Origin of the sequence: Thermomonas sp. LB-4, from assembly GCF_036409385.1 — a bacterium.
GTDB lineage: Bacteria > Pseudomonadota > Gammaproteobacteria > Xanthomonadales > Xanthomonadaceae > Thermomonas.
Genome location: NZ_JAXOFT010000003.1, coordinates 130904 through 148617 on the forward strand (window position 1 = coordinate 130904; position 17714 = coordinate 148617).

The window sequence follows — 17714 nt, forward strand, 5'->3', positions numbered from 1 at the left end:
GCCATGAAGCTGTCCGATCTTTCGATCAAGCGGCCGGTGCTGGCCGTGGTGATGAGCCTGCTGCTGATCGTGCTGGGCACGATGTCGTTCCTGCGCCTGACCCTGCGCGAACTGCCGGCGATCGACCCGCCCATCGTCTCGGTGCAGGTGAACTACCCCGGCGCCTCGGCGGGCGTGGTCGAAACCCGCATCACCAAGCCGCTGGAAGACGCGCTGGCCGGCATCGAGGGCATCAACACCATCGATTCCAACAGCCAGAACGGCAGCTCGCGGATCAGCATCGAGTTCTACGCCAGCCGCGACATCGAGGCCGCCGCCAACGACGTGCGCAACGCGGTCAGCCGGGTGGCCGACCGCATGCCGGAGGAGGCGGACCCGCCGGAGATCAGCAAGGTCGAGGCCGATTCCGACGCCATCCTGTGGCTCAACCTGCGGTCCAGCACGATGGACCAGATGCAGATGTCGGACTACGCCCAGCGCTACCTGGTCGACCGCTTCTCCAGCCTGCAGGGCGTGGCGCGCGTGTTCCTGGGCGGCAGCCAGCGCTACGCGATGCGGATCTGGCTGGACGGCAATGCGCTGGCCGCGCGCGGGCTGACCCCGGCCGATGTGGAAAGCGCGCTGCGCGCCGAGAACGTGGAGCTGGGGGCGGGCCGGCTGGAATCCAGCCAGCGCGATTTCATCCTGCGGGTGGCGCGCGACTACACCACCCCGGAGGCGTTCGCGCAGATGCCGCTGGGCAAGGGCAGCGACGGCTACGTGGTGAAGCTGGGCGACGTGGCGCGGGTGGCGCTGGAGTCCACCGAGCGGCGCGCCTACTACCACAGCAACGGCGAGCCGGCGATGGGCATCGGCATCGTCAAGACCTCCACCGCCAACAGCCTGGAAGTGGCGGAGGCGGCCAAGGCCGAAGCCGAGCGCATTCGTCCGACGCTGCCCAAGGGCACCGACATCTACGTGGCCTACGACAGCACCACCTTCATTTCCGCGGCGGTGGAGCGGGTATACGAGACGCTGGTGGAAGCGGTGGTGCTGGTGCTGATCGTGATCTGGCTGTTCCTCGGCAGCGCGCGCGCGGCGCTGATCCCGGCGGTGACGGTGCCGGTGTGCGTGATCGCCTCGTTCATCGCGCTGTACGCCTTCGGCTTCTCGATCAACCTGCTGACCCTGCTGGCGCTGGTGCTGTGCATCGGCCTGGTGGTGGACGATGCGATCGTGGTGGTGGAGAACATCCAGCGCCGCGTTGATCTGGGCGAGCCGGCGCTGGTGGCCGCGCGCCGTGGGACGAAGCAGGTCGCGTTCGCGGTGCTGGCCACCACCGCGGTGCTGGTGGCGGTGTTCCTGCCGGTCGGTTTCCTGCAGGGCAATACCGGCCGCCTGTTCCGCGAGCTGTCGGTGGCGCTGGCGGCGGCGGTCGCCATCTCCGCCTTCGTCGCGCTGACCCTGACCCCGATGATGGCCAGCAAGCTGCTGCGCCCGCACACCGGCGCGCAGGCGGTGCACGGCAACCGCGCCAGCGAATGGCTCAACACGCGTTTCCAGCGCCTGGCCGGCGGCTACCGGCGCGTGCTGGACCGGCACATCCACCGGGTCTGGCTGTTCGGCGGGCTGATGGCGGCGGCCGTGGTGGCGCTGGTGCTGCTGTTCAAGCTGCTGCCCAGCGAACTGGCGCCGGGCGAGGACCGCGGCTCGTTCCAGCTGATGATGGAAGGCCCTGAGGGCGCCGGCTTCGACTACACCGTGGCGCAGCTGAAGCAGGTAGAGGCGATCCTTCTGAAGGAAACCGGCCCCGACCAGCCGATCCTGCGGGCCAATCCGCGCGTGCCCGGCGGCTGGGGTGCCAGCGAGGAGATGCACACCGGCCGCGCGATGATCTTCCTGCAGCCGTGGGATCGGCGTGAGAAGAGCACGGTGGAGCTGGCCGGCGAGCTGGAGAAGAAGTTCTCCGGGCTGACCGGCGTGCGCGTGCGCACCATGGCCGGCGGCGGCCTGGTACGCACCCGCGGCCAGCCGTTCCAGCTGGTGCTCGGTGGCCCGGATTACAAGGAACTCGCGCAGTGGCGCGACATCATGCTGGCGAAGATGGCCGACAACCCCGGCTTCGTCGGCCCGGATTCGGATTACAAGGAAACCCGCCCGCAGATGCGGGTGGTGATCGACCGCGCGCGCGCCGCCGACCTCGGCGTGTCGGCCACCGACATCGGCCGCGCGCTGGAGACGATGATGGGCGGCCGCCGCGTCACCACCTTCGTCGACAACGGCGAGGAATACGACGTCAAGCTGCAGGCCGACCGCGACGGCCGCGATTCGGTGGCGGCGCTGGATGCGCTGCAGGTGCGCGGTCGCCACGGCATGCTGGTGCCGCTGTCCAACCTGGTCACCCTGCGCGAAGTGGCCGAACCGGGCACGCTCAACCGCTTCAACCGCCTGCGCTCGATCACGCTCAGCGCACGGCTGGCCCCCGGCTATCCGCTGGGCGAGGCGGTGGCCTGGGCGGAACAGACCGCGCGCGCGTCGCTGCCGGACTACGCGCAGATCAGCTGGAAGGGCGAGTCGCGCGAATTGCAGCAGTCCGGTGGCGAGGTGCTGGTGACCTTCGCGCTGGCGCTGCTGATCGTGTACCTGGCGCTGGCCGCGCAGTTCGAGAGCTTCCTGCACCCGCTGGTGATCATGCTCACGGTGCCGCTGGGCGTGCTCGGTGCGCTGCTGGGACTGTGGATCACCGGCGGCACGGTCAACCTGTTCTCGCAGATCGGCATCGTGATGCTGGTCGGCCTGGCGGCGAAGAACGGCATCCTGATCGTGGAGTTCGCCAACCAGCTGCGCGACGAGGGCCGCGCCATCCACGACGCCATCGTCGAGGCCGCCGCGGTGCGCCTGCGGCCGATCCTGATGACCTCCATCGCCACCGTGATGGGCGCGGTGCCGCTGGTGATCTTCGGCGGGCCCGGCTCGGCCAGCCGCGCCACCATCGGCGTGGTGGTGATCTTCGGCGTCGCCTTCTCCACGCTGCTGTCGCTGTTCGTGGTGCCGGCCTTCTACGCGGCGCTGGCGAAGTACACGCGCTCGCCGGAAGAGTTGGCGCAGCGGCTGGAACAACTCGAGGCGGACACCCCGCAGGTGGGCGGCCATGCGTGATCGCGACGGCGGTTCCCCGTGGCAGCCGCGCGGCCCGCGCCCGTCGCGGTCGGGCGCGCCTCGCCCTGGATCATCGCCGCGTGAAAAAACGCGGCGCGAACCGGAACGCCACGAGGCTTCGCAATTTGAAACAGCGGACAGCGCGCATTCCGCGCGCGAACGCCGCGACGCCGAGCTGCGCCTGTACGGCCTGAATGCGGTGCGCGCGGTGTTCGCGCATCGCCCGCAGGCGCTGCGCAAGCTCTATCTGGCCGAGGCGCGCATCCCGCAGCTGCAGCCGCTGCTGAAATGGTGCGTGGCGCACCGCGTGGGCTACCGGGTGGTGGACGAGGCGGACCTGCAGAAGCTCGCGGCCAGCGCCCACCATGAGGGCGTAGTCGCCGAGGTGCTGCGCGAGGAGCCGCTGCCGCTGTCGACCTGGCTGCGTGATCTCCCGGCTGGTCCGCAGTGCGCGCTGTGGCTGGATGGCGTAGGCAATCCGCACAACCTGGGCGCGATCCTGCGCAGCGCCGCGCACTTCGGCGTGGCCGCGATCCTGCTGCCCAAGCATTCGGCGCTGGCGCTGTCCGGTGCCGCCGTGCGGGTGGCGGAAGGCGGCGCGGAAGCGGTGCCGCTGGTGCGGCTGGGGCGCGAGGACAACAGCATCGCGCAGCTGCGCGGCGCCGGTTTCGGGCTGGCCGCCACCGTGGTGCGCGGCGGCAGCGATCTGTTCACGGCCAGCCTGCCGTCCCGGCTGTTGTACGTGCTGGGTGCGGAGGGCGAGGGCATGTCGCCGGCACTGGCGGCCGCCTGCGATCTGCGCCTGTCGATTCCCGGCACCGGCGCGGTGGAAAGCCTCAACGTGGCCGCCGCCACCGCGGTGCTGCTGGCGGCGTGGGCGCGCCACCGCTGAGCCGCCCGGGCTCCTCTTGTAGGAGCGCACGGAACGGGCGCGAACGCTTTCTCGGGACCACGCAAAGAGCCTCGCACCCCTGCGGTGCGCTCCTGCAGTGTCCTTGCAATTCGGAGTTCCGCAGTGCCTGCGCTTACCAGCCGCTCGCGCCCTGTTCCTCGGTGGCGCTGAAGTTGGACCGCGCGCCGCTGGAATCGTTGGCGACACCGGTGGCGAAGTAGGCCACGCCGGTGCCGGCCGCGCGGTCGATCCACAGCCCCGACAGCAGGCCATAGGCATTGCCGCTGTGGCCGATGCGCCCGCGGCCGTCGCCGAACAGATCGTCCCGGCAGCTGGTGCCGTTGCCCTGCGCGAGCTGCTGGGTGGCCAGGCCATAGGCGCAGAAGAAGCCGCCGCGATTGGGCTCGTCTTCCTCGCCGATCACGCCATTGGCGCCATCGAAACGCCAGACCGGCGTCGCCAGCAGCGCCACCGACGCCGGGCTCAGCACCCGCACCCCGTCCAGCTCGCCATCGTTGAGCAGCATCCGGCCGATCCGTGCCAGGCCGCGCGCGGAGATGCGCAGCCCGCCCTGCGGGGAGAACAGCGCGCCGTTCTCGCCCGGTTGCCAGCGCGACAGGTCGCAGCCGCCGTCGGCCGCCGCGATCACCAGGCAGGCCGGGCGCTGGCCGCGCAGGTCGTCCTTCTGCGGCTGGCCTTTGTCGTCGTACAGCACCACCGCGCGGGCCAGCGCCGCCTCGCTGCTGCCGGACCAGTTGAAGCCGGCGTCGATCCCCAGCGGGAACAGCACCAGCCTGCGCATCAGCCGGTCGAAGCGTTCGCCGGTGGCGCGCTCCATCAGCTGCGCCACCAGCGGGAAGTTGAGGTTGGTGTAGCGGAAGAACGTGCCCGGCGCGTGCTGCGTGTCCCAGGCCTGCGGCTTGCCGGTGATGAGGCGGATGTCCTCGCCCAGCGGCACGTTCCAGTAGCCGGCGGCGTCGGTCAGGCTGGAGGTGTGCGACAGCAGCATGCGCAGGCTGATCGGTGCGTCCGGGAACGCCGGGTTGCGCAGCGGGAAGCCCAGCAGCGCCGACACATCGGCATCCAGATCCAGCTGGCCCGCCTCGACCAGCCGCAGCACGCCGATGGCGGTGACCAGCTTGCTGATGGAGGCCACCCGCGCCGGGTCGTCGGCGGTGAGCACCCGGCCGCTGGCCGTGTCGGCCAGGCCCTCGGCCCGCACGCTGGTCTCGCCGGCGCGGTCAAAGGCGACCCGGACGCGGCCCGTCGGCTCGCCTGCAGCGGCCCAGGTGGCCGTGAGCATCAGGGCCAGCGCGGCCAGGCGTCGAATCGGGGTCATGCATGGGCTCCGGGGATGCCGACGACCTGCCGGCGCGCCCCGCAGAGTAGCTGAACCGATCCTTTCCGGGCGCCCGGGCATGACTTCCTGCCCATGTGTTCTGATGATTCGGTGTATTACATTACCAGCACACTAATTCAGGAGGTCGTCATGTTCACCACCCGTTTCCCCCGCAGCCCCAGTTTCGTCGAGCGTCGCAAGAGCGAGCGCAGTGCCAACGACGGCGAGTTCCAGCCCCGCAGCCGCGGCGAGCGCGAGTTCGGCATCGGCTACGGCCGCAGCAGCGGTTATGTCCGCAACCGCAGCTATGTCGCCACCCAGCCGGCGCTGTTCCGCTGCCGCTGAGCCCGATGGGCGCTCACCCGGCGTCCAGCATCGCCCCCGCGGCCCGCACCAGCTCGGGGAAGAACGTCTCGAACGTGGCCTGCGCCGCATCCTCGTCGGCGCGCAGCACGTCGAGGCAGGCCAGCAGCCTGTCGCCGTTGCGCGAGAGCCGTGTCGAAATGCCGCGCACGGCGGCATCCACGCTCTCGCGCCTGGCATACGAACCCAGCCAGTCGTGGGCGGCCATGCGCGGCGCCAGCGCCGCCAGTCGCCCCGGCAGTTCCGTGCGGCGCGCCTCCAGGATGCGATAGATGCGCGCGGTGAACGCGCCCAGCGGCGCATCGTTCCAGCGATCCCAGCCCTGTGCCAGGCAGTGGTCGAAATACACGTCCAGCACGATGCCGGCGTAGCGGCGCAGGCCGCCGAAGCGCGTGCGCATGGCCACCACGGCCGGGTGGTCGTCGGTGTAGCGGTCGATCCGCCGGTGGCGCACGATCTCGGCGCGCACCGGCGTCGGCCAGTCCTCCAGGCCGCTCTGGCCGAACACGAAGTCGCCCAGCAGGGCGCCGAGGATCGCGTCGTCCGAGTGCCGCGCCAGCCAGGCGTGGGCAAGATAGTTCATGCGCCGATGTTAGACGGCGCGCCGGTTGCGCGTGGGGCCGTGCCTGGCTGATGCCTCCTGCAAGGCCCGGCGTGCGGGAACGAAGCCGCGCGCAGGGCTCAGCGCGTGCTGGCGGCAGCGTCCGGCTGGCAGTCCGGCCCCAGTGCGGTGTCGTCGGGGCCCACGCACAGCCGGAAGCCGCTGAGGCCGGCAATCTGGCGGCTGTCGCCGCGGGCCACCGCGAAGCGCTGGATTGGCGCCAGCGCGCAGTCCTTGCCGTCGCCGCAGGCGTCTGGATACAGGGTGTAGTGGCACCAGCCGCTGTCGCTGGCCCGGCAGTCGAAGCGGGCCACCCCGTCCTGCACGCGCGCCCGGCTGGCCAGCACGTCGTGGCCGCCCTCGGCGATGCGGTTGCTGTAGGTGGTGCCGCCCAGCGAGCAGCCGCCGAGGGCCAGCAGGAACTGCAGCAGCGCGACGAACTTGGTCATGCCGAGATCGAACATGGTGGGCCTCACATGTGCTTGAACAGGCCCATGAAGGGCTGGCTGACCACCAGCGTCTCCGGACGGTGCTTGAGCCGCACCGTGCCGCGCCCGCTGTCGTCGCGGACGATCCCGGCGATGGCCTTCAGGTTGACGATGGTCCCGCGGTGGATCTGCTTGAACGTGTTGCCGTCGAGCCGTGGCAGCAGTTCGCGCAGCGAGCTGCGCAGCAGCGCCTCGCCCTCGGCGGTGACCACGGTGGTGTACTTCTGGTCGGCGCGGAAATACAGCACGTCGTCCACCAGCACCAGCCGGGTCTCGCGCCCGGCGCTGGCGGTCAGCCAGGTCAGCGGCTCCACCGCGCCGGCGGCCTTCGGCAGCGCGCCCAGCTTGTCCAGCAGCGCGGCCAGCGCCGCCGCGTCCGGTTGCGCGTCGCGCGCCTGCAGGCGTTCGAGGGTGGCGGCGAGGCGTTCGGGCTTGACCGGCTTGAGCAGGTAGTCCACGGCGCCCTGCTCGAAGGCGTCGATGGCGTACTGGTCGTAGGCGGTGACGAACACGATGTGGGTGCGCGGGCTGGCCTCGGTGGCGATGCGCGCGACTTCGAGGCCGGTCAGGCCGGGCATGCGGATGTCGAGGAAGGCGACGTCGGGTTGGTGTTCGGCCAGCGCCTCCACCGCGCTGGCACCGTCCTCGCATTCGGCCAGCACCTGCAGGCCGGGCCACGCGCGCCGGAGTTCGGCCACCAGCGCCTGCCGCAGCAGGGCTTCGTCCTCCGCGACGACGCAGGTCCACGTGCGGACGGGTGCAGTCTCAGTCATGGCGGGCTCCGTTGGACGGCACCGTGATGGTGGCGGCGACGCCGCTGGGGAAGTTGGCGATGACCGACAGGTTGGCCTCGCCGGCGTAGCGCAGGCGCAACCGCTCGCGCACGTTCTTCAGGCCGATGCCGGTGCCGCTGGTCTGGGTGTTGAAGCCCTCGCCGTCGTCGGCCACCGTCACCGCGATCTTGCCGTCGTCGTCGCGGCGGGCGCGGATCCACACGGTGCCGCCGCCGGTGCGCGGCTCCAGGCCGTGCTTGATCGCGTTCTCCACCAGCGTCTGCAGCATCATCGCCGGGAGCGGGGTGGCGCGCAGCGCCTGCGGCACGTCCACCTGCATGCCGAGGCGGTCGCCCATGCGGATCTTCAGGATCTCCAGGTAGGCCAGCGCGCGTTCCAGCTCCATGCCCAGGGTGGACATGTCGTCTTCGGCGTTGGGCAGCGAGCGGCGCAGGTACTGGATCAGGTGGCCCAGCATCGCCTCGGCGCGGGCCGGGTCGCTGCGGGTGAGCAGCTGCGCACTGGCCAGCGTGTTGTAGAGGAAGTGCGGCTCGACCTGCGCGTGCAGCAGGTGCAGTTTGGCCTCGGTGAGTTCTTTCTCGGTCGCGGTCTGCGCGGCGCTGGCCTGCTCGCTGCGCCGGCGGTCTCCGATGCGGCGGGTGATGGCGCGGGCCACCGCCTCGGCGTTCTCGAAGTTGGTGCCGTCGTCGACCAGGAACCAGTCGCTCCATGCCGGACTCTCCGGTTCGCAGATCAGCGTCACCCTGCCGCTGTCGCCGGCCGGGGTGACCGTGGCCTGCAACTGGTTGTGGTCGGGCGCGAACCACAGCAGCGGGTTCCAGCGCCGCAGCGGCGGCTCGCCGTACAGGTGGGGGCGGGCGATCTTGGCCCGCACCTGCAGGCTGTCGCGCGCGGCCTGCACGCCTTCGGCGCCGGGCAGGCCGCGCACTGCGGCCTCGACCACGTCGAAGGCCTCGCCGGCCTCCAGCGGGATCTCGATGCTTCGCTTCTGGCGGTTGTCCAGCGTTTCGTTGTCCACCCGCCCGGCCACCAGGCGCACGCGGTGCAGGTGCGAGAACGCGCCGGCCACCACCAGGCCCATGGTGGCGAAGCCGAACAGGATCACCGGCGCCTCGAACTGGCCGATCAATGGCAGGCTGGCGTAGACGGCGACGGCCAGCATCACCGCGAGGCCCCAGGCAACGGTGATGCGCAGCAGGAAGAACAGACGCTTGAACATGGGCGATGGGCCGACAGGAGATGGCCGCGAGCATAGCGACGCACATCGCGGCGGGAAGGGGCGGGGCGACGAAGGCCGGGTGGCGCGCGACGAAAACGGCCTCGCCCGGCATGACCTCCGGCGCGCGCTTCGCCAGCACGGCCTGCAGTGGGAATCGGCCATCCCAGGGCTTCGCAACGCCGCCGACGATCGCACCGGGAACGTATTCGACCCCGCGATCCGCGGCAGCACCGACCGGTTCGTGCATCTCCACCGCAAGCCGTGGGGCGCGCGCTGCACCTTGGCGGGTGGTAGCCGCGACCCCGCGGCGCGATGCTGGCGGCGCCGGACGGTCGCCCGGTCGCCGCGCCACGGGGCCAGCTGCCGCAACCGCGGACATGGCCACCGTATCTGCTGAAGCTCCTTCCTTCGGATATGCGCCATGACCCGTTGCTTCGCCCTGCTGTTCGCCGCGCTCCTGCCCTGGGGGGCAACGGCGCAACCGGCCCCACCCGTCGCGGTCCACGCCATCGCCCCCGCCGATGATCCCGCGCGGCAGGCGCTGGATGCCTGGCTGGAGGCCTTCAATGCCAACGACCGCGCGCGCCTTGCGGCATTCCGCGATCGCTACCTGCCGACGTTCGACGTGGACGGCATGCTCGAATTCCACGGCCAGACCGGCGGCTTCCGGCTGCTCCGCCGCGAACCGTCCCCGCCCGGAACCGCGCGTGCGCTGGTGCAGGAAGCGGCCTCGGACACCGTTGCGCGGGTGTCGGTGACGGTGGCCGCAGGCAAGCCCCTGGCGCTGGACATCGCGGCGATCGAGCGCCCCGACGATCTGCGCATTCCGCGGCTGGACCGGGCCGGCGCGATCGCGGCGCTGGCCGCCAAGGCCGACGCCGAGGCGGCCCAGGACGCGTTCTCCGGCGTATTGCTCGTCGCGCGCGGCGACGAGGTCCTGCTGCAGCGTGCGTGGGGGCTGGCGGATCGCGCCGCCGGCACGCCGGTGACGCTGCAGACGAAGTTCCGCCTTGGCTCGATGGACAAGATGTTCACCGCGGTGGCCACCTTGCAGCTGGTGGGAGCCGGTCGCCTGGCGCTGGACGATACCGTCGGCCAACACTTGCCGGGCTATCCGAACGCGGAGATCGGCAAGGTCACGATCCGCCAGCTGCTGACCCATGCCGGCGGCACGGGCGACATCTTCGGGCCGGCGTTCGTCCAGCACCGCACGACGCTGAAGACCCATGACGACTATGTCCGGCTGTTCGGCGCGCGTGGGCCCACCCATGCGCCGGGGCAGGGGTTCGAGTACTCGAACTACGGCTACGTCCTGCTGGGCGCCATCATCGAGCGCGTCAGCGGGCAGTCGTACTACGACTACATCGCCCGGCACGTGTTTGCCCCGGCCGGCATGCGCGACAGCGGTTCGCTGCCCGAAGGCACCAAGGTGCCCGGCCGCGCGCACGCCTACACGCGCAAGGACGGCAGGTGGATCGACGCCGCGGACACCCTGCCGTACCGGGGCACTGCGGCCGGCGGCGGCTACAGCACTGCGGCCGACCTGCTGGAGTTCGTGCGCGCGTTGCGCGACGGCACGCTGCTGCCGCCCGCCTTGCTGGCCGACGCCACGCGCAGGCAGACGCCGTGGTACGGCTACGGCTTCATGGTCGGGCAGCGGCAGGGCGTGGCCGGCTTCGGCCATGGCGGCGGCGCGGAAGGCATGAATGCCGCGCTCGGGGTGTTCCCGGCGCAGGACACGGTCGTGATCGGCCTTGCCAACGTCGATCCCCCGGCGGTGGAGCGGCTGGTCGACTTCTACACGGCGCGGATGCCGCTGGATCCCTGAGCCCGCGGGAAGGTCAATCGCGTACGCCGGGCCGGTCGCCGCGGACGCGCAGGTAGCGGGCGAAGCGCGGCGTGCCCTTGGCGGTCAGGCCGTTGTAGCGGTAGGTCACCACCGTCCCCGGCCGCGGCGGCTGCCGGCGGTCGGCGTCGGACAGGCCGCTGCCCAGAGCGAAGCGGCGGCCGCGGGCGTCTTCGACCAGCAGGGCGCCCACCAGGCCGGCGTACTTGCCTTGCCCGGGGCGGTAGCCGACCACGCGCGCTTCGGCATCGGCTACCGGCTTGTACTTCAGCAGGCCGTCGCTGCGCCCGCCCACGTAGCGGGCGTCCGCGCGATGCAGCACCAGGCCTTCGCCGCCGGCGGCCACCACGGCGCGCAGGCGCGCGTCCAGCGCGGCGCGGTTGCCCAGGCGCGCCTGCGCTATTGCATGCAGGCCGGGCGCGGCTGCCCGCGCCACCAGCAGCCGCAGCCGTTGCGCGCGCTGCGAGAACGGGCCGGGATCGGCCGGCAGGTCGAAGGCCATGAAGCGCACCTGCCGCCAGCCTGCTTCGTCCGGCCGCAGCGCGCGCACCAGGTCGCTGACCTGCTGGAAGCGTCCGCGCGCGATCCACAGTTCGCCCTCGATGGCCTGCGCCGGCCAGCCGGCGGTGAACCACGCCGGTGCGTCGATGGCCTTGCCGCTGCGGGTCAGCAGGCGGCGCCCATCCCAGCGGGCGCGGACGCCGTCGAGCTTTTCACTGACGAGGTAGCGGGCCACGTCGACCTGCCCGTGCAGGCTGGTGGCCAGCATCGGCGCCGGCGTCGGCGAGGCGGCCCAGCCGGGCGCTGGCGGCAGGCAGGCGGCCAGCAGCAGGGCGAGCAGGGCGGGGCGCAGATCCATGGCGGGCTCCGGTTGGGTCGCAATGCCAGCCTCGCGTCTTGGCCAGGCGGCGCCCATCGGCCGGCACCGCATGCGTGGGTGGGAATTCCCCGGATCAGCCGGCGCCGACGCGGCGACCAGCGGCGAGGACTGGATGCGGTCGACGCTGTGCGAGGAGGCGCTGCGGCTGGGCCGGGTGCTTGCCGGGCTGCTGTCGCGCAAATCGGTAGTGTTCGGCCTGCTCGCGCTGATGGAGCTGCAGGCATCGCGCATCCCGGCGCGCACCCGCGCCGACGGGTCGCCGGTGCTGCTGGCGGACCAGGACCGCGCGCGCTGGGACCGGCTGCAGCTGCACCGCGGCCTGCAGGCGCTGGCTGTGGCGCAGCGGCTGGGCGGGACGGACGGCCCGTACGCGCTGCAGGCCGCGCTGGTGGCCTGCCATGCGCGTGCGCTGCGCTTCGAGGACACGGACTGGGACGCGATCGCGATGCTGTACGCGCGGTTGATGAGGGTGGCCCCCTCGCCGGTGGTCGAACTCAACCGCGCGCTCGCGGTGTCGCGTGCGCACGGCGCGTGGGTGGCCCTAACGCTGGTGGACGCGCTGATGGCGGAGGCGAAGCTGCGCGGCTATCCGCCCCTGCACGCGGTGCGCGGGGACCTGCTGGCCGCGCTGGGTCGCCATGACGAGGCCTGCGCCGAATTCGCGCAGGCGGCGGCCCTGACCGGCAACGCGCGCGAGCGCGAGGTGCTGCTGGCGCGTGCCGCAGCAGGCGGGGGGCCGGCCTGACGCGACGAAGCCGCCCGCAGGCGGCCTCGCGTGCGCATGCCGGCGGCGATCACAGGTTCGCGACCGGCTCCTTGAATTCGCGGCGCAGCCAGCTGTCGATCATCCGCTTCTCGTACCGCAGGGGGTCGGTATCGTGGAGCGGGGAGGCGTTGACGAGGAAGCCGGGGTCGGTGATCTTGCGTTCGCCTTCCGCCACCACCGCGCCGCTGGCGTCGAAGCGCTTGTACTGCACGGTCATGCGCGGCGGGTAGATGTCGCGAACGATGCGGACGTCCTGCCGGTGCAGGCTGCGCCAGGGCTCGTAATCACCCGCGCGGTCGATGTCGACGATGGTGAGTTGCAGGCGCTCACTGGCCGGCAGCTGCGTTTCGGCACGCTTGCGCAGGTATTTGGCCAGGTCGGTCAGCCAGCTGCCGCGGCTGCTGTCCAGGTGGTTCCGGCTGCGGCGCAGCTCGGTGAAGGTGGCGGGATCGGCCCAGGCCACGCTGACCGGCCCGGCGTCCGGGAGGGCGCGGGGGGCATCCGCGGCCAGCATGCCATCGCCGGTGGCGGCGCAGCCGGCCAGCGCAAGGGTCAGGGCAAGTGCGGTGAGCTTGGCGTGCATCGTTGTTCTCCGCTTGGGTCTGCCCCCAGTGTGCCCCCGCCCGCAGGCGCGCGGGAGGGCAGCGGCGCGGGTCAGTCAGCCGCCGTTCCGGTGCCGTCGGCGGTGTCCAGGAACCAGGCTTCCACGGTGCCCTTGATCTTCATGGTCATCGGCATGCCGCGGCGGTCCAGCGAGCGGCCGGCCTGCACGCGCACCCAGCCTTCGCTGATGCAGTATTCCTCGACGTTGTTGCGCTCGGTGCCGTTGAAGCGGATGCCGATGCCGCGCTCCAGCAGCTCGGGCTGGTAGAACGGGCTGCGCGGGTCGTTGGAGAGGCGGTCGGGCGGGGTGTCGGACATGGGTAGGCTGCCGGCGTGGAAAGGGGCCGACAGCATACCCGCCACCGGCCGTTCAGCCGAGCTTGCGCGCGGCGGCGAACGAGGCCAGGTTGCCCAGCCCCACTGCGCCCACCAGCACCGCGATCACGCCCGGGGTGACCTCCTGCCAGCCGGCCGCCTCGACGATGCCGAAACCCAGCGCCAGCATGACCAGGGTGATGCCCCAGCGCAGGGACGACAGCCGGCGGTTGGTTTCGTCGGCGCGCAGGATGCTGGCGACCAGCTCGGGCGAGCCGTTGCTGGACACCAGTTGCTTGCGCACGCGGGCGTCGACCACCACCTTGATGGCGTAGGCGATGCAGACGAACAGGGTGACGGGGATGAGCAGTTCGAAGTTCATGGGGATGCCTCGTGGGTCGGGCCGGGATGGCCGTTCGGGCAAAGGGATACGGGCGCGGCGCGGCCGGTTGCAGGCCCGGGGGAAGAAATCCGTTGCAACCGGGGCCGCCTCCGACGTATCCCATGCAGCATGGACACCGATCGCGCCCTTGTCGACGCCGTGCTCGCGGACCGCCCCGGCGCGTTCGAACAGCTCGTGCGCGATTACCAGGGCCTGTGCTGGCACGTGATACAGCGCATGGTGCGCCATCCCGAGGACACCCGCGAGCTGTGCCAGGAAGCATTCCTGCGGGTGCACCGCTACCTGCACCAGTACCGCTTCGACAGTCCGCTGAAGTCGTGGATCGGGCAGGTCGCCTATTCGGTCGCCAAGCGCCACCTCGAGCGCAAGCGCATCCGGCTGGCCGAGCCCGCGGGCGATGAGGACGGCCAGTCGCTGCTCGACAACCTGGGCGACGACGAGGACCTCCAGCAGTCGCACCTCCAGGCCGAGGAGGCGCGCCATCTGCATGCGGCGATCGAACGGCTGCCGCCGCTGCAGCGCACGATCCTCACCCTGTATCACCTGGACGAGCTGCCGATCGGCGAGATCGCCACCATCACCGGACTGGCCGAAGGCACCATCAAGAGCCACCTGTTCCGCAGCCGGAATAAACTGCGCGCGCTGCTCGCGCCGCGCATCGGAGTTGCCGCATGAAGCCCCACGATCCCACCGCCGTCGACGACGCCCGCTGGCACGCGCAGGAACAGGCGCGCCGCGGCGAAGCGGAGGCCGATCCGCTGGACCTGCGCGTCGCCCGCGCGCTGCGGCAGGCGCCGCCGATGGCGTTGCCGCCGGATTTCGCCGCCCGGGTCGCGGCGCGGGCCCGCGCGGACGCCGCCGCAGGCCTCGACCTGGAAGCCTGCTTGCTGCGCGTGTTGGGCGTGGTGTTCGCGCTGTCCGCCGCGGCGGTGGTGGCGTGGTTCGGCCGCGGCTGGGCCGCAGACCTGGTGCAGGTCCTGCCGGGCGGGCGCGAGGCGCTGGGCTGGTGCGCGACGGCGGCGCTGTGCCTGCTGGCCAACGGTGGCCTGGGCCTGCTGCGTCGACGCGTGGGGCGGTCCGCGGTGGCTTGACCCACCCGCTACACTGCGCGGATGCCTGCCGCGCACCGTGATCCTGCCCTCGACGCCCTGCTGTATCCCTTCGACGCCGGCCTGCTGCGCTGGCCCGAGCGCTGCCTGTTCCTGCGCGCGCGCGAGGGCGCGGCGCTGCACGCCCGCGGTTGGCGCGGCGTGGTGGGGACCCAGCCGTTCAAGCCCGAGGCCGAACGCCTGCAGCGGCTTGGCGTGGACCTGCTGGATGAGGATGCGCTGCCGGCGGCGGCGTTCCCGCTGGTGCTGGTGCTGCCGCCGCGCCAGCGCGAGGAGGCCCGCGCGCTGCTGGCCAGGGCCTGCGCCGCGGTGGCGCCCGGCGGCATGGTGGTGGCCGCGGTGGCCAACGACGAGGGCGCCAAATCCCGCGAGACTGACCTGAAGCAGTTGGCGGGCGTGCTCACCACTGCCAGCAAATACCACTGCCGGGTGTTCTGGACGACGGCCGCCGCCACGGCTGACGCCGCGCTGCAGGCGCAGTGGGCGCAGGCCGATGCGCCGCGCACGCAGTCCTCCGCCGAGGTGCCCGGCGGCAGCTTCCGCACCCGCCCCGGCGTGTTCGCCTGGGACCGCGTGGATGCCGCTTCGGCGATGCTGGCGGCGGCGCTGCCCGCCGACCTGTCGGGCCGCATCGCCGACTTCGGCGCCGGCTGGGGCTACCTGTCGCAGGAGTTGCTGGCGCGCTGCCCGAAGGTGGCGTCGCTGGACCTGTTCGAGGCGGATGCGCGCGCGCTGGCGCTGGCCGAGGCCAACCTCGCCGCACCCGCGCAGGCCCGCGGCGTGCCGGTGCGCTGCCATTGGCACGACGTGGCGGCCGGGGTCGAGGGGCGTTTCGATGCCATCGTCTGCAACCCGCCGTTCCATGCGCTGGGCCGCGGCGAGCGCCCCGACCTCGGTCGCGCCTTCATCGCGGCGGCGGCGCGGGCGCTGCGCCCCGGCGGCCAGCTGTGGCTGGTCGCCAACCGCCACCTGCCGTACGAGGAGGCGCTGGGGGCCGGCTTCGGCCAGGTGGATGCCGTTGCCCAGCAGGGCGGCTTCAAGATCGTCCGCGCGGTAAAGGCATGAAGCTGGTCAAGCACCTGGCCAACCTGGGCTACGGCAGCCGGAAGGAGGTCCAGTGGCTGTTCCGCGAGGGCCGCATCACCAACGCCGCGGGCGAGGTGCTGTACGCGGACGATCCGCTGGACCACGACGACGTGCGGGTGGACGGGCAGCCGCTGGATCCCGCGCCGGGCCTGCTGCTGGTGCTTCACAAGCCCACCGGCTACACCTGTTCGACCAGGGATGCCGGCCGCCTCGTCTACGACCTGCTGCCGCCGCGTTTCCGCCTGCGCCAGCCGGTGCTGTCCACCGTCGGCCGGCTGGACCGCGACACCTCCGGCCTGCTGCTTCTGACCGACGACGGCCAGCTGCTGCACCGGATCATCTCGCCGAAGGCGAAGCTGCCCAAGGTCTACGTGGCCACGCTGGCCGAGGACCTGCGCGGCGACGAGGCGGCGCTGTTCGCCAGCGGCACGCTGCTGCTGGAGGGCGAGAAGGCGCCGCTGCTGCCGGCGGAACTCGAGGTGCTGGGCGCGCGCAGCGCGCGGCTGACCCTGCACGAGGGCCGCTACCACCAGGTGCGGCGGATGTTCGCCGCTGCCGGCAACCACGTGGTCGCGTTGCACCGCGAGCGCATCGGCGGGCTGGCGCTGGACGGGCTGCCCGGGGGCGAATGGCGGATGCTGGGCGAGGACGATCGGGCGCGGCTGTTCGCGGGCTGACCGCCGCCGGCGGCTTCGCGTCTCAGTGCGCTGGCGCGTCGGAGAGCAGCTTGTGGAAACCGTCGGCGCCCAGTTCCCGCATCGTTTCGATGTTGCGCTCGATGATCCCGTCGGGGTCCGGGTAGGCGGCCACCGCGCGGTCGATGCTGTCCTCGCGCAGCAGGTGCAGGATCGGCCACGGCGCGCGGTTGGTCAGGTTGCCGGGGTCGTCCGGCGTGGTGTCGGCGAAGCGGTAGTCGGGGTGGAAGCTGGCGACCTGCAGTACGCCATCCAGGTCCATCGCCTCCACCAGGCCGTCGGCGTCGTCCAGGAAATCGTTGTAGTCCAGGAAGTCGCCCAGCACCTGCGGATGCACCAGCAGGGTGGTGTCGATGTCTTCCGCCGGGGTGTCGCGCAGCAGCGCCAGCTCCTCGCCCAGCTGCTCCAGCAGGGCGCGTTCGGTGCTGGCGTCGCTGACCACGATCCGCACCTGCTGTTTCACGTACACGGCCTTGGCGAACGGGCACAGGTTCAGCCCGATCACCGCGCGCTCCAGCCAGCGGCGGACGTCGGCTGCGATGGCCTCGGGGTCGAAGCCGGTTGCGTCGGTGCGGTCGTGGGTCATGCGTTGGGTCCCGGTGGATCGGCGGGTGCGTGCATCAATCGCGGAAGTTGTCGAACTGCAGCGGCAGCTCGAACTCCTGCGCGCGCAGCAGCGCCATCGCCGCCTGCAGGTCGTCGCGCTTCTTGCCGGTGACGCGCAGTTTGTCGCCGTTGATCTGCGAATCGACCTTCAGCTTGGCGTCCTTGAGTGCGCCCTGGATCTTCTTGGCCAGCTCGCGCTCGATGCCCTGCTTGACCGTGACCTTCTGGCGCGCGCCGGCCAGGTTGGTCTCGATGTCGCCGAACTCCAGGCAGCGCACGTCGATCTTCCGCGCGATCAGCCGCGCGCGCAGGATGTCGGTCATCTGCTGCAGCTGGAAATCGCTGGGCGCGGACTGGCTGATGACGTTGTCGTCGAGCGCGAACTTCGCGTCCACGCCCTTGAAGTCGAACCGGGTGGTCAGCTCGCGGCTGGCCTGGTCCACCGCGTTGGTGAGTTCGTGGGTATCCACTTCGGAGACGATGTCGAAGGAAGGCATGGCATTCGGAACGGTGACGGGGCGGGCAGGTTACCGCATGCTGGGCGGATGCCGACCAAACCCGCCCTGCCGGA

Annotated in this window: 20 protein-coding genes and 1 pseudogene; 10 read left to right on the plus strand and 11 right to left on the minus strand. The window is 71.6% G+C overall.

Annotated features, from left to right (window positions below; all coding sequences use genetic code 11):
- Window positions 1-3: 3 nt before the first annotated feature.
- Window positions 4-3138, plus strand: coding sequence for an efflux RND transporter permease subunit (locus SPK54_RS03870; protein ID WP_330946614.1), 3135 nt, complete (start codon window positions 4-6; stop codon window positions 3136-3138).
- Complete coding sequence (locus SPK54_RS03875) at window positions 3131-4030, plus strand: TrmH family RNA methyltransferase (protein WP_330946615.1); 900 nt, start codon at window positions 3131-3133, stop codon at window positions 4028-4030. Before SPK54_RS03870 ends, SPK54_RS03875 begins: the two co-directional genes overlap by 8 nt.
- A 133-nt stretch (window positions 4031-4163) precedes the next feature.
- Here SPK54_RS03875 and SPK54_RS03880 read toward each other — a convergent pair whose 3' ends face one another.
- Window positions 4164-5369 carry a serine hydrolase domain-containing protein gene (locus SPK54_RS03880; RefSeq protein ID WP_330946616.1) on the minus strand — a complete coding sequence of 402 codons (1206 nt, stop codon included), beginning with the start codon at window positions 5367-5369 and terminating at the stop codon, window positions 4164-4166.
- Between the two features lie 150 nt (window positions 5370-5519).
- Here SPK54_RS03880 and SPK54_RS03885 point away from each other — a divergent pair, with 150 nt between their 5' ends.
- On the plus strand, window positions 5520-5714 hold the full coding sequence (locus SPK54_RS03885; RefSeq protein ID WP_330946617.1) for a hypothetical protein: 195 nt from the start codon (window positions 5520-5522) through the stop codon (window positions 5712-5714).
- A 13-nt stretch (window positions 5715-5727) separates the two neighbouring features.
- On the opposite strand, the gene SPK54_RS03890 is transcribed toward SPK54_RS03885, so the two are convergent.
- The 4 genes from SPK54_RS03890 to SPK54_RS03905 form a co-directional block, all read right to left on the minus strand.
- Window positions 5728-6315: an ACP phosphodiesterase gene (locus tag SPK54_RS03890; RefSeq protein WP_330946618.1), complete on the minus strand. Its 588-nt coding sequence runs from the start codon at window positions 6313-6315 to the stop codon at window positions 5728-5730.
- 98 nt (window positions 6316-6413) lie between these two features.
- Complete coding sequence (locus SPK54_RS03895) at window positions 6414-6797, minus strand: hypothetical protein (protein WP_330946619.1); 384 nt, start codon at window positions 6795-6797, stop codon at window positions 6414-6416.
- 8 nt (window positions 6798-6805) lie between these two features.
- Window positions 6806-7594 (minus strand): LytTR family DNA-binding domain-containing protein, encoded by a 789-nt coding sequence (locus tag SPK54_RS03900; RefSeq protein WP_330946620.1) that lies wholly within the window; start codon window positions 7592-7594, stop codon window positions 6806-6808.
- Window positions 7587-8834, minus strand: coding sequence for a histidine kinase (locus tag SPK54_RS03905; RefSeq protein WP_330946621.1), 1248 nt, complete (start codon window positions 8832-8834; stop codon window positions 7587-7589). Before SPK54_RS03905 ends, SPK54_RS03900 begins: the two co-directional genes overlap by 8 nt.
- Between SPK54_RS03905 and SPK54_RS03910 the strand changes: the two genes are divergently transcribed.
- Together SPK54_RS03910 and SPK54_RS03915 are read left to right on the plus strand one after the other, a co-directional pair.
- Window positions 8827-9231, plus strand: coding sequence for a hypothetical protein (locus SPK54_RS03910; RefSeq protein ID WP_330946622.1), 405 nt, complete (start codon window positions 8827-8829; stop codon window positions 9229-9231). The two genes, SPK54_RS03905 and SPK54_RS03910, sit on opposite strands and share 8 nt — an antisense overlap.
- Window positions 9232-9255: 24 nt before the next feature.
- Window positions 9256-10662 carry a serine hydrolase domain-containing protein gene (locus SPK54_RS03915; protein WP_330946623.1) on the plus strand — a complete coding sequence of 469 codons (1407 nt, stop codon included), beginning with the start codon at window positions 9256-9258 and terminating at the stop codon, window positions 10660-10662.
- Between the two features lie 13 nt (window positions 10663-10675).
- Here the strand turns inward: SPK54_RS03915 and SPK54_RS03920 are convergent, their stop codons facing one another.
- Window positions 10676-11539, minus strand: coding sequence for a DNA ligase (locus tag SPK54_RS03920; RefSeq protein WP_330946624.1), 864 nt, complete (start codon window positions 11537-11539; stop codon window positions 10676-10678).
- A gap of 109 nt (window positions 11540-11648) precedes the next feature.
- On the opposite strand from SPK54_RS03920, the pseudogene SPK54_RS03925 reads away from it, so the two are divergent.
- Window positions 11649-12305 (plus strand): annotated as a pseudogene (locus SPK54_RS03925) (DUF6596 domain-containing protein); the annotation flags it as partial.
- Window positions 12306-12354: 49 nt separating this feature from the next.
- Here the strand turns inward: SPK54_RS03925 and SPK54_RS03930 are convergent.
- The 3 genes from SPK54_RS03930 to SPK54_RS03940 all read right to left on the minus strand — a co-directional run bounded on the left by SPK54_RS03930 (window position 12355) and on the right by SPK54_RS03940 (window position 13626).
- The gene (locus SPK54_RS03930) at window positions 12355-12909 is read right to left on the minus strand and encodes a DUF3016 domain-containing protein (protein ID WP_330946625.1); all 555 of its coding nucleotides are present in this window, start codon (window positions 12907-12909) and stop codon (window positions 12355-12357) included.
- Between the two features lie 71 nt (window positions 12910-12980).
- Window positions 12981-13247 (minus strand): DUF3297 family protein, encoded by a 267-nt coding sequence (locus SPK54_RS03935; protein ID WP_330946626.1) that lies wholly within the window; start codon window positions 13245-13247, stop codon window positions 12981-12983.
- Window positions 13248-13299: 52 nt separating this feature from the next.
- A complete protein-coding gene (locus SPK54_RS03940) occupies window positions 13300-13626 on the minus strand; it encodes a hypothetical protein (RefSeq protein WP_330946627.1) in 327 nt (108 codons plus the stop codon).
- A 129-nt stretch (window positions 13627-13755) separates the two neighbouring features.
- Between SPK54_RS03940 and SPK54_RS03945 the strand changes: the two genes are divergently transcribed.
- The 4 genes from SPK54_RS03945 to SPK54_RS03960 are packed head-to-tail and all read left to right on the plus strand — an operon-like array spanning window position 13756 to window position 16519.
- A complete protein-coding gene (locus SPK54_RS03945; protein WP_330946628.1) occupies window positions 13756-14322 on the plus strand; it encodes a sigma-70 family RNA polymerase sigma factor in 567 nt (188 codons plus the stop codon).
- Complete coding sequence (locus SPK54_RS03950; RefSeq protein WP_330946629.1) at window positions 14319-14738, plus strand: hypothetical protein; 420 nt, start codon at window positions 14319-14321, stop codon at window positions 14736-14738. The genes SPK54_RS03945 and SPK54_RS03950 overlap by 4 nt, the downstream gene beginning before the upstream one ends.
- A gap of 21 nt (window positions 14739-14759) precedes the next feature.
- A complete protein-coding gene (locus SPK54_RS03955; RefSeq protein ID WP_330946630.1) occupies window positions 14760-15821 on the plus strand; it encodes a methyltransferase in 1062 nt (353 codons plus the stop codon).
- Window positions 15818-16519 (plus strand): pseudouridine synthase, encoded by a 702-nt coding sequence (locus SPK54_RS03960; protein WP_330946631.1) that lies wholly within the window; start codon window positions 15818-15820, stop codon window positions 16517-16519. Before SPK54_RS03955 ends, SPK54_RS03960 begins: the two co-directional genes overlap by 4 nt.
- 22 nt (window positions 16520-16541) lie before the next feature.
- On the opposite strand, the gene SPK54_RS03965 is transcribed toward SPK54_RS03960, so the two are convergent.
- A complete protein-coding gene (locus SPK54_RS03965; protein WP_330946632.1) occupies window positions 16542-17123 on the minus strand; it encodes a DUF1415 domain-containing protein in 582 nt (193 codons plus the stop codon).
- Window positions 17124-17157: 34 nt separating this feature from the next.
- On the minus strand, window positions 17158-17640 hold the full coding sequence (locus tag SPK54_RS03970) for a YajQ family cyclic di-GMP-binding protein (protein ID WP_330946633.1): 483 nt from the start codon (window positions 17638-17640) through the stop codon (window positions 17158-17160).
- Window positions 17641-17714 lie beyond the last annotated feature (74 nt).

Bases quoted from the DNA above. Each gene is read 5' to 3' on its own strand.
- SPK54_RS03890 (WP_330946618.1), bottom strand. From the start codon at position 6,315: ATGAACTATCTTGCCCACGCCTGGCTGGCGCGGCACTCGGACGACGCG.
- SPK54_RS03935 (WP_330946626.1), bottom strand. From the start codon at position 13,247: ATGTCCGACACCCCGCCCGACCGCCTCTCCAACGACCCGCGCAGCCCG.
- SPK54_RS03950 (WP_330946629.1), top strand. From the start codon at position 14,319: ATGAAGCCCCACGATCCCACCGCCGTCGACGACGCCCGCTGGCACGCG.
- SPK54_RS03920 (WP_330946624.1), bottom strand. From the start codon at position 11,539: ATGGATCTGCGCCCCGCCCTGCTCGCCCTGCTGCTGGCCGCCTGCCTG.
- SPK54_RS03915 (WP_330946623.1), top strand. From the start codon at position 9,256: ATGACCCGTTGCTTCGCCCTGCTGTTCGCCGCGCTCCTGCCCTGGGGG.
- SPK54_RS03880 (WP_330946616.1), bottom strand. From the start codon at position 5,369: ATGACCCCGATTCGACGCCTGGCCGCGCTGGCCCTGATGCTCACGGCC.
- SPK54_RS03875 (WP_330946615.1), top strand. From the start codon at position 3,131: ATGCGTGATCGCGACGGCGGTTCCCCGTGGCAGCCGCGCGGCCCGCGC.
- SPK54_RS03905 (WP_330946621.1), bottom strand. From the start codon at position 8,834: ATGTTCAAGCGTCTGTTCTTCCTGCTGCGCATCACCGTTGCCTGGGGC.
- SPK54_RS03970 (WP_330946633.1), bottom strand. From the start codon at position 17,640: ATGCCTTCCTTCGACATCGTCTCCGAAGTGGATACCCACGAACTCACC.
- SPK54_RS03940 (WP_330946627.1), bottom strand. From the start codon at position 13,626: ATGAACTTCGAACTGCTCATCCCCGTCACCCTGTTCGTCTGCATCGCC.
- SPK54_RS03895 (WP_330946619.1), bottom strand. From the start codon at position 6,797: ATGTTCGATCTCGGCATGACCAAGTTCGTCGCGCTGCTGCAGTTCCTG.
- SPK54_RS03930 (WP_330946625.1), bottom strand. From the start codon at position 12,909: ATGCACGCCAAGCTCACCGCACTTGCCCTGACCCTTGCGCTGGCCGGC.
- SPK54_RS03945 (WP_330946628.1), top strand. From the start codon at position 13,756: ATGGACACCGATCGCGCCCTTGTCGACGCCGTGCTCGCGGACCGCCCC.
- SPK54_RS03960 (WP_330946631.1), top strand. From the start codon at position 15,818: ATGAAGCTGGTCAAGCACCTGGCCAACCTGGGCTACGGCAGCCGGAAG.
- SPK54_RS03885 (WP_330946617.1), top strand. From the start codon at position 5,520: ATGTTCACCACCCGTTTCCCCCGCAGCCCCAGTTTCGTCGAGCGTCGC.
- SPK54_RS03870 (WP_330946614.1), top strand. From the start codon at position 4: ATGAAGCTGTCCGATCTTTCGATCAAGCGGCCGGTGCTGGCCGTGGTG.
- SPK54_RS03965 (WP_330946632.1), bottom strand. From the start codon at position 17,123: ATGACCCACGACCGCACCGACGCAACCGGCTTCGACCCCGAGGCCATC.
- SPK54_RS03900 (WP_330946620.1), bottom strand. From the start codon at position 7,594: ATGACTGAGACTGCACCCGTCCGCACGTGGACCTGCGTCGTCGCGGAG.
- SPK54_RS03955 (WP_330946630.1), top strand. From the start codon at position 14,760: ATGCCTGCCGCGCACCGTGATCCTGCCCTCGACGCCCTGCTGTATCCC.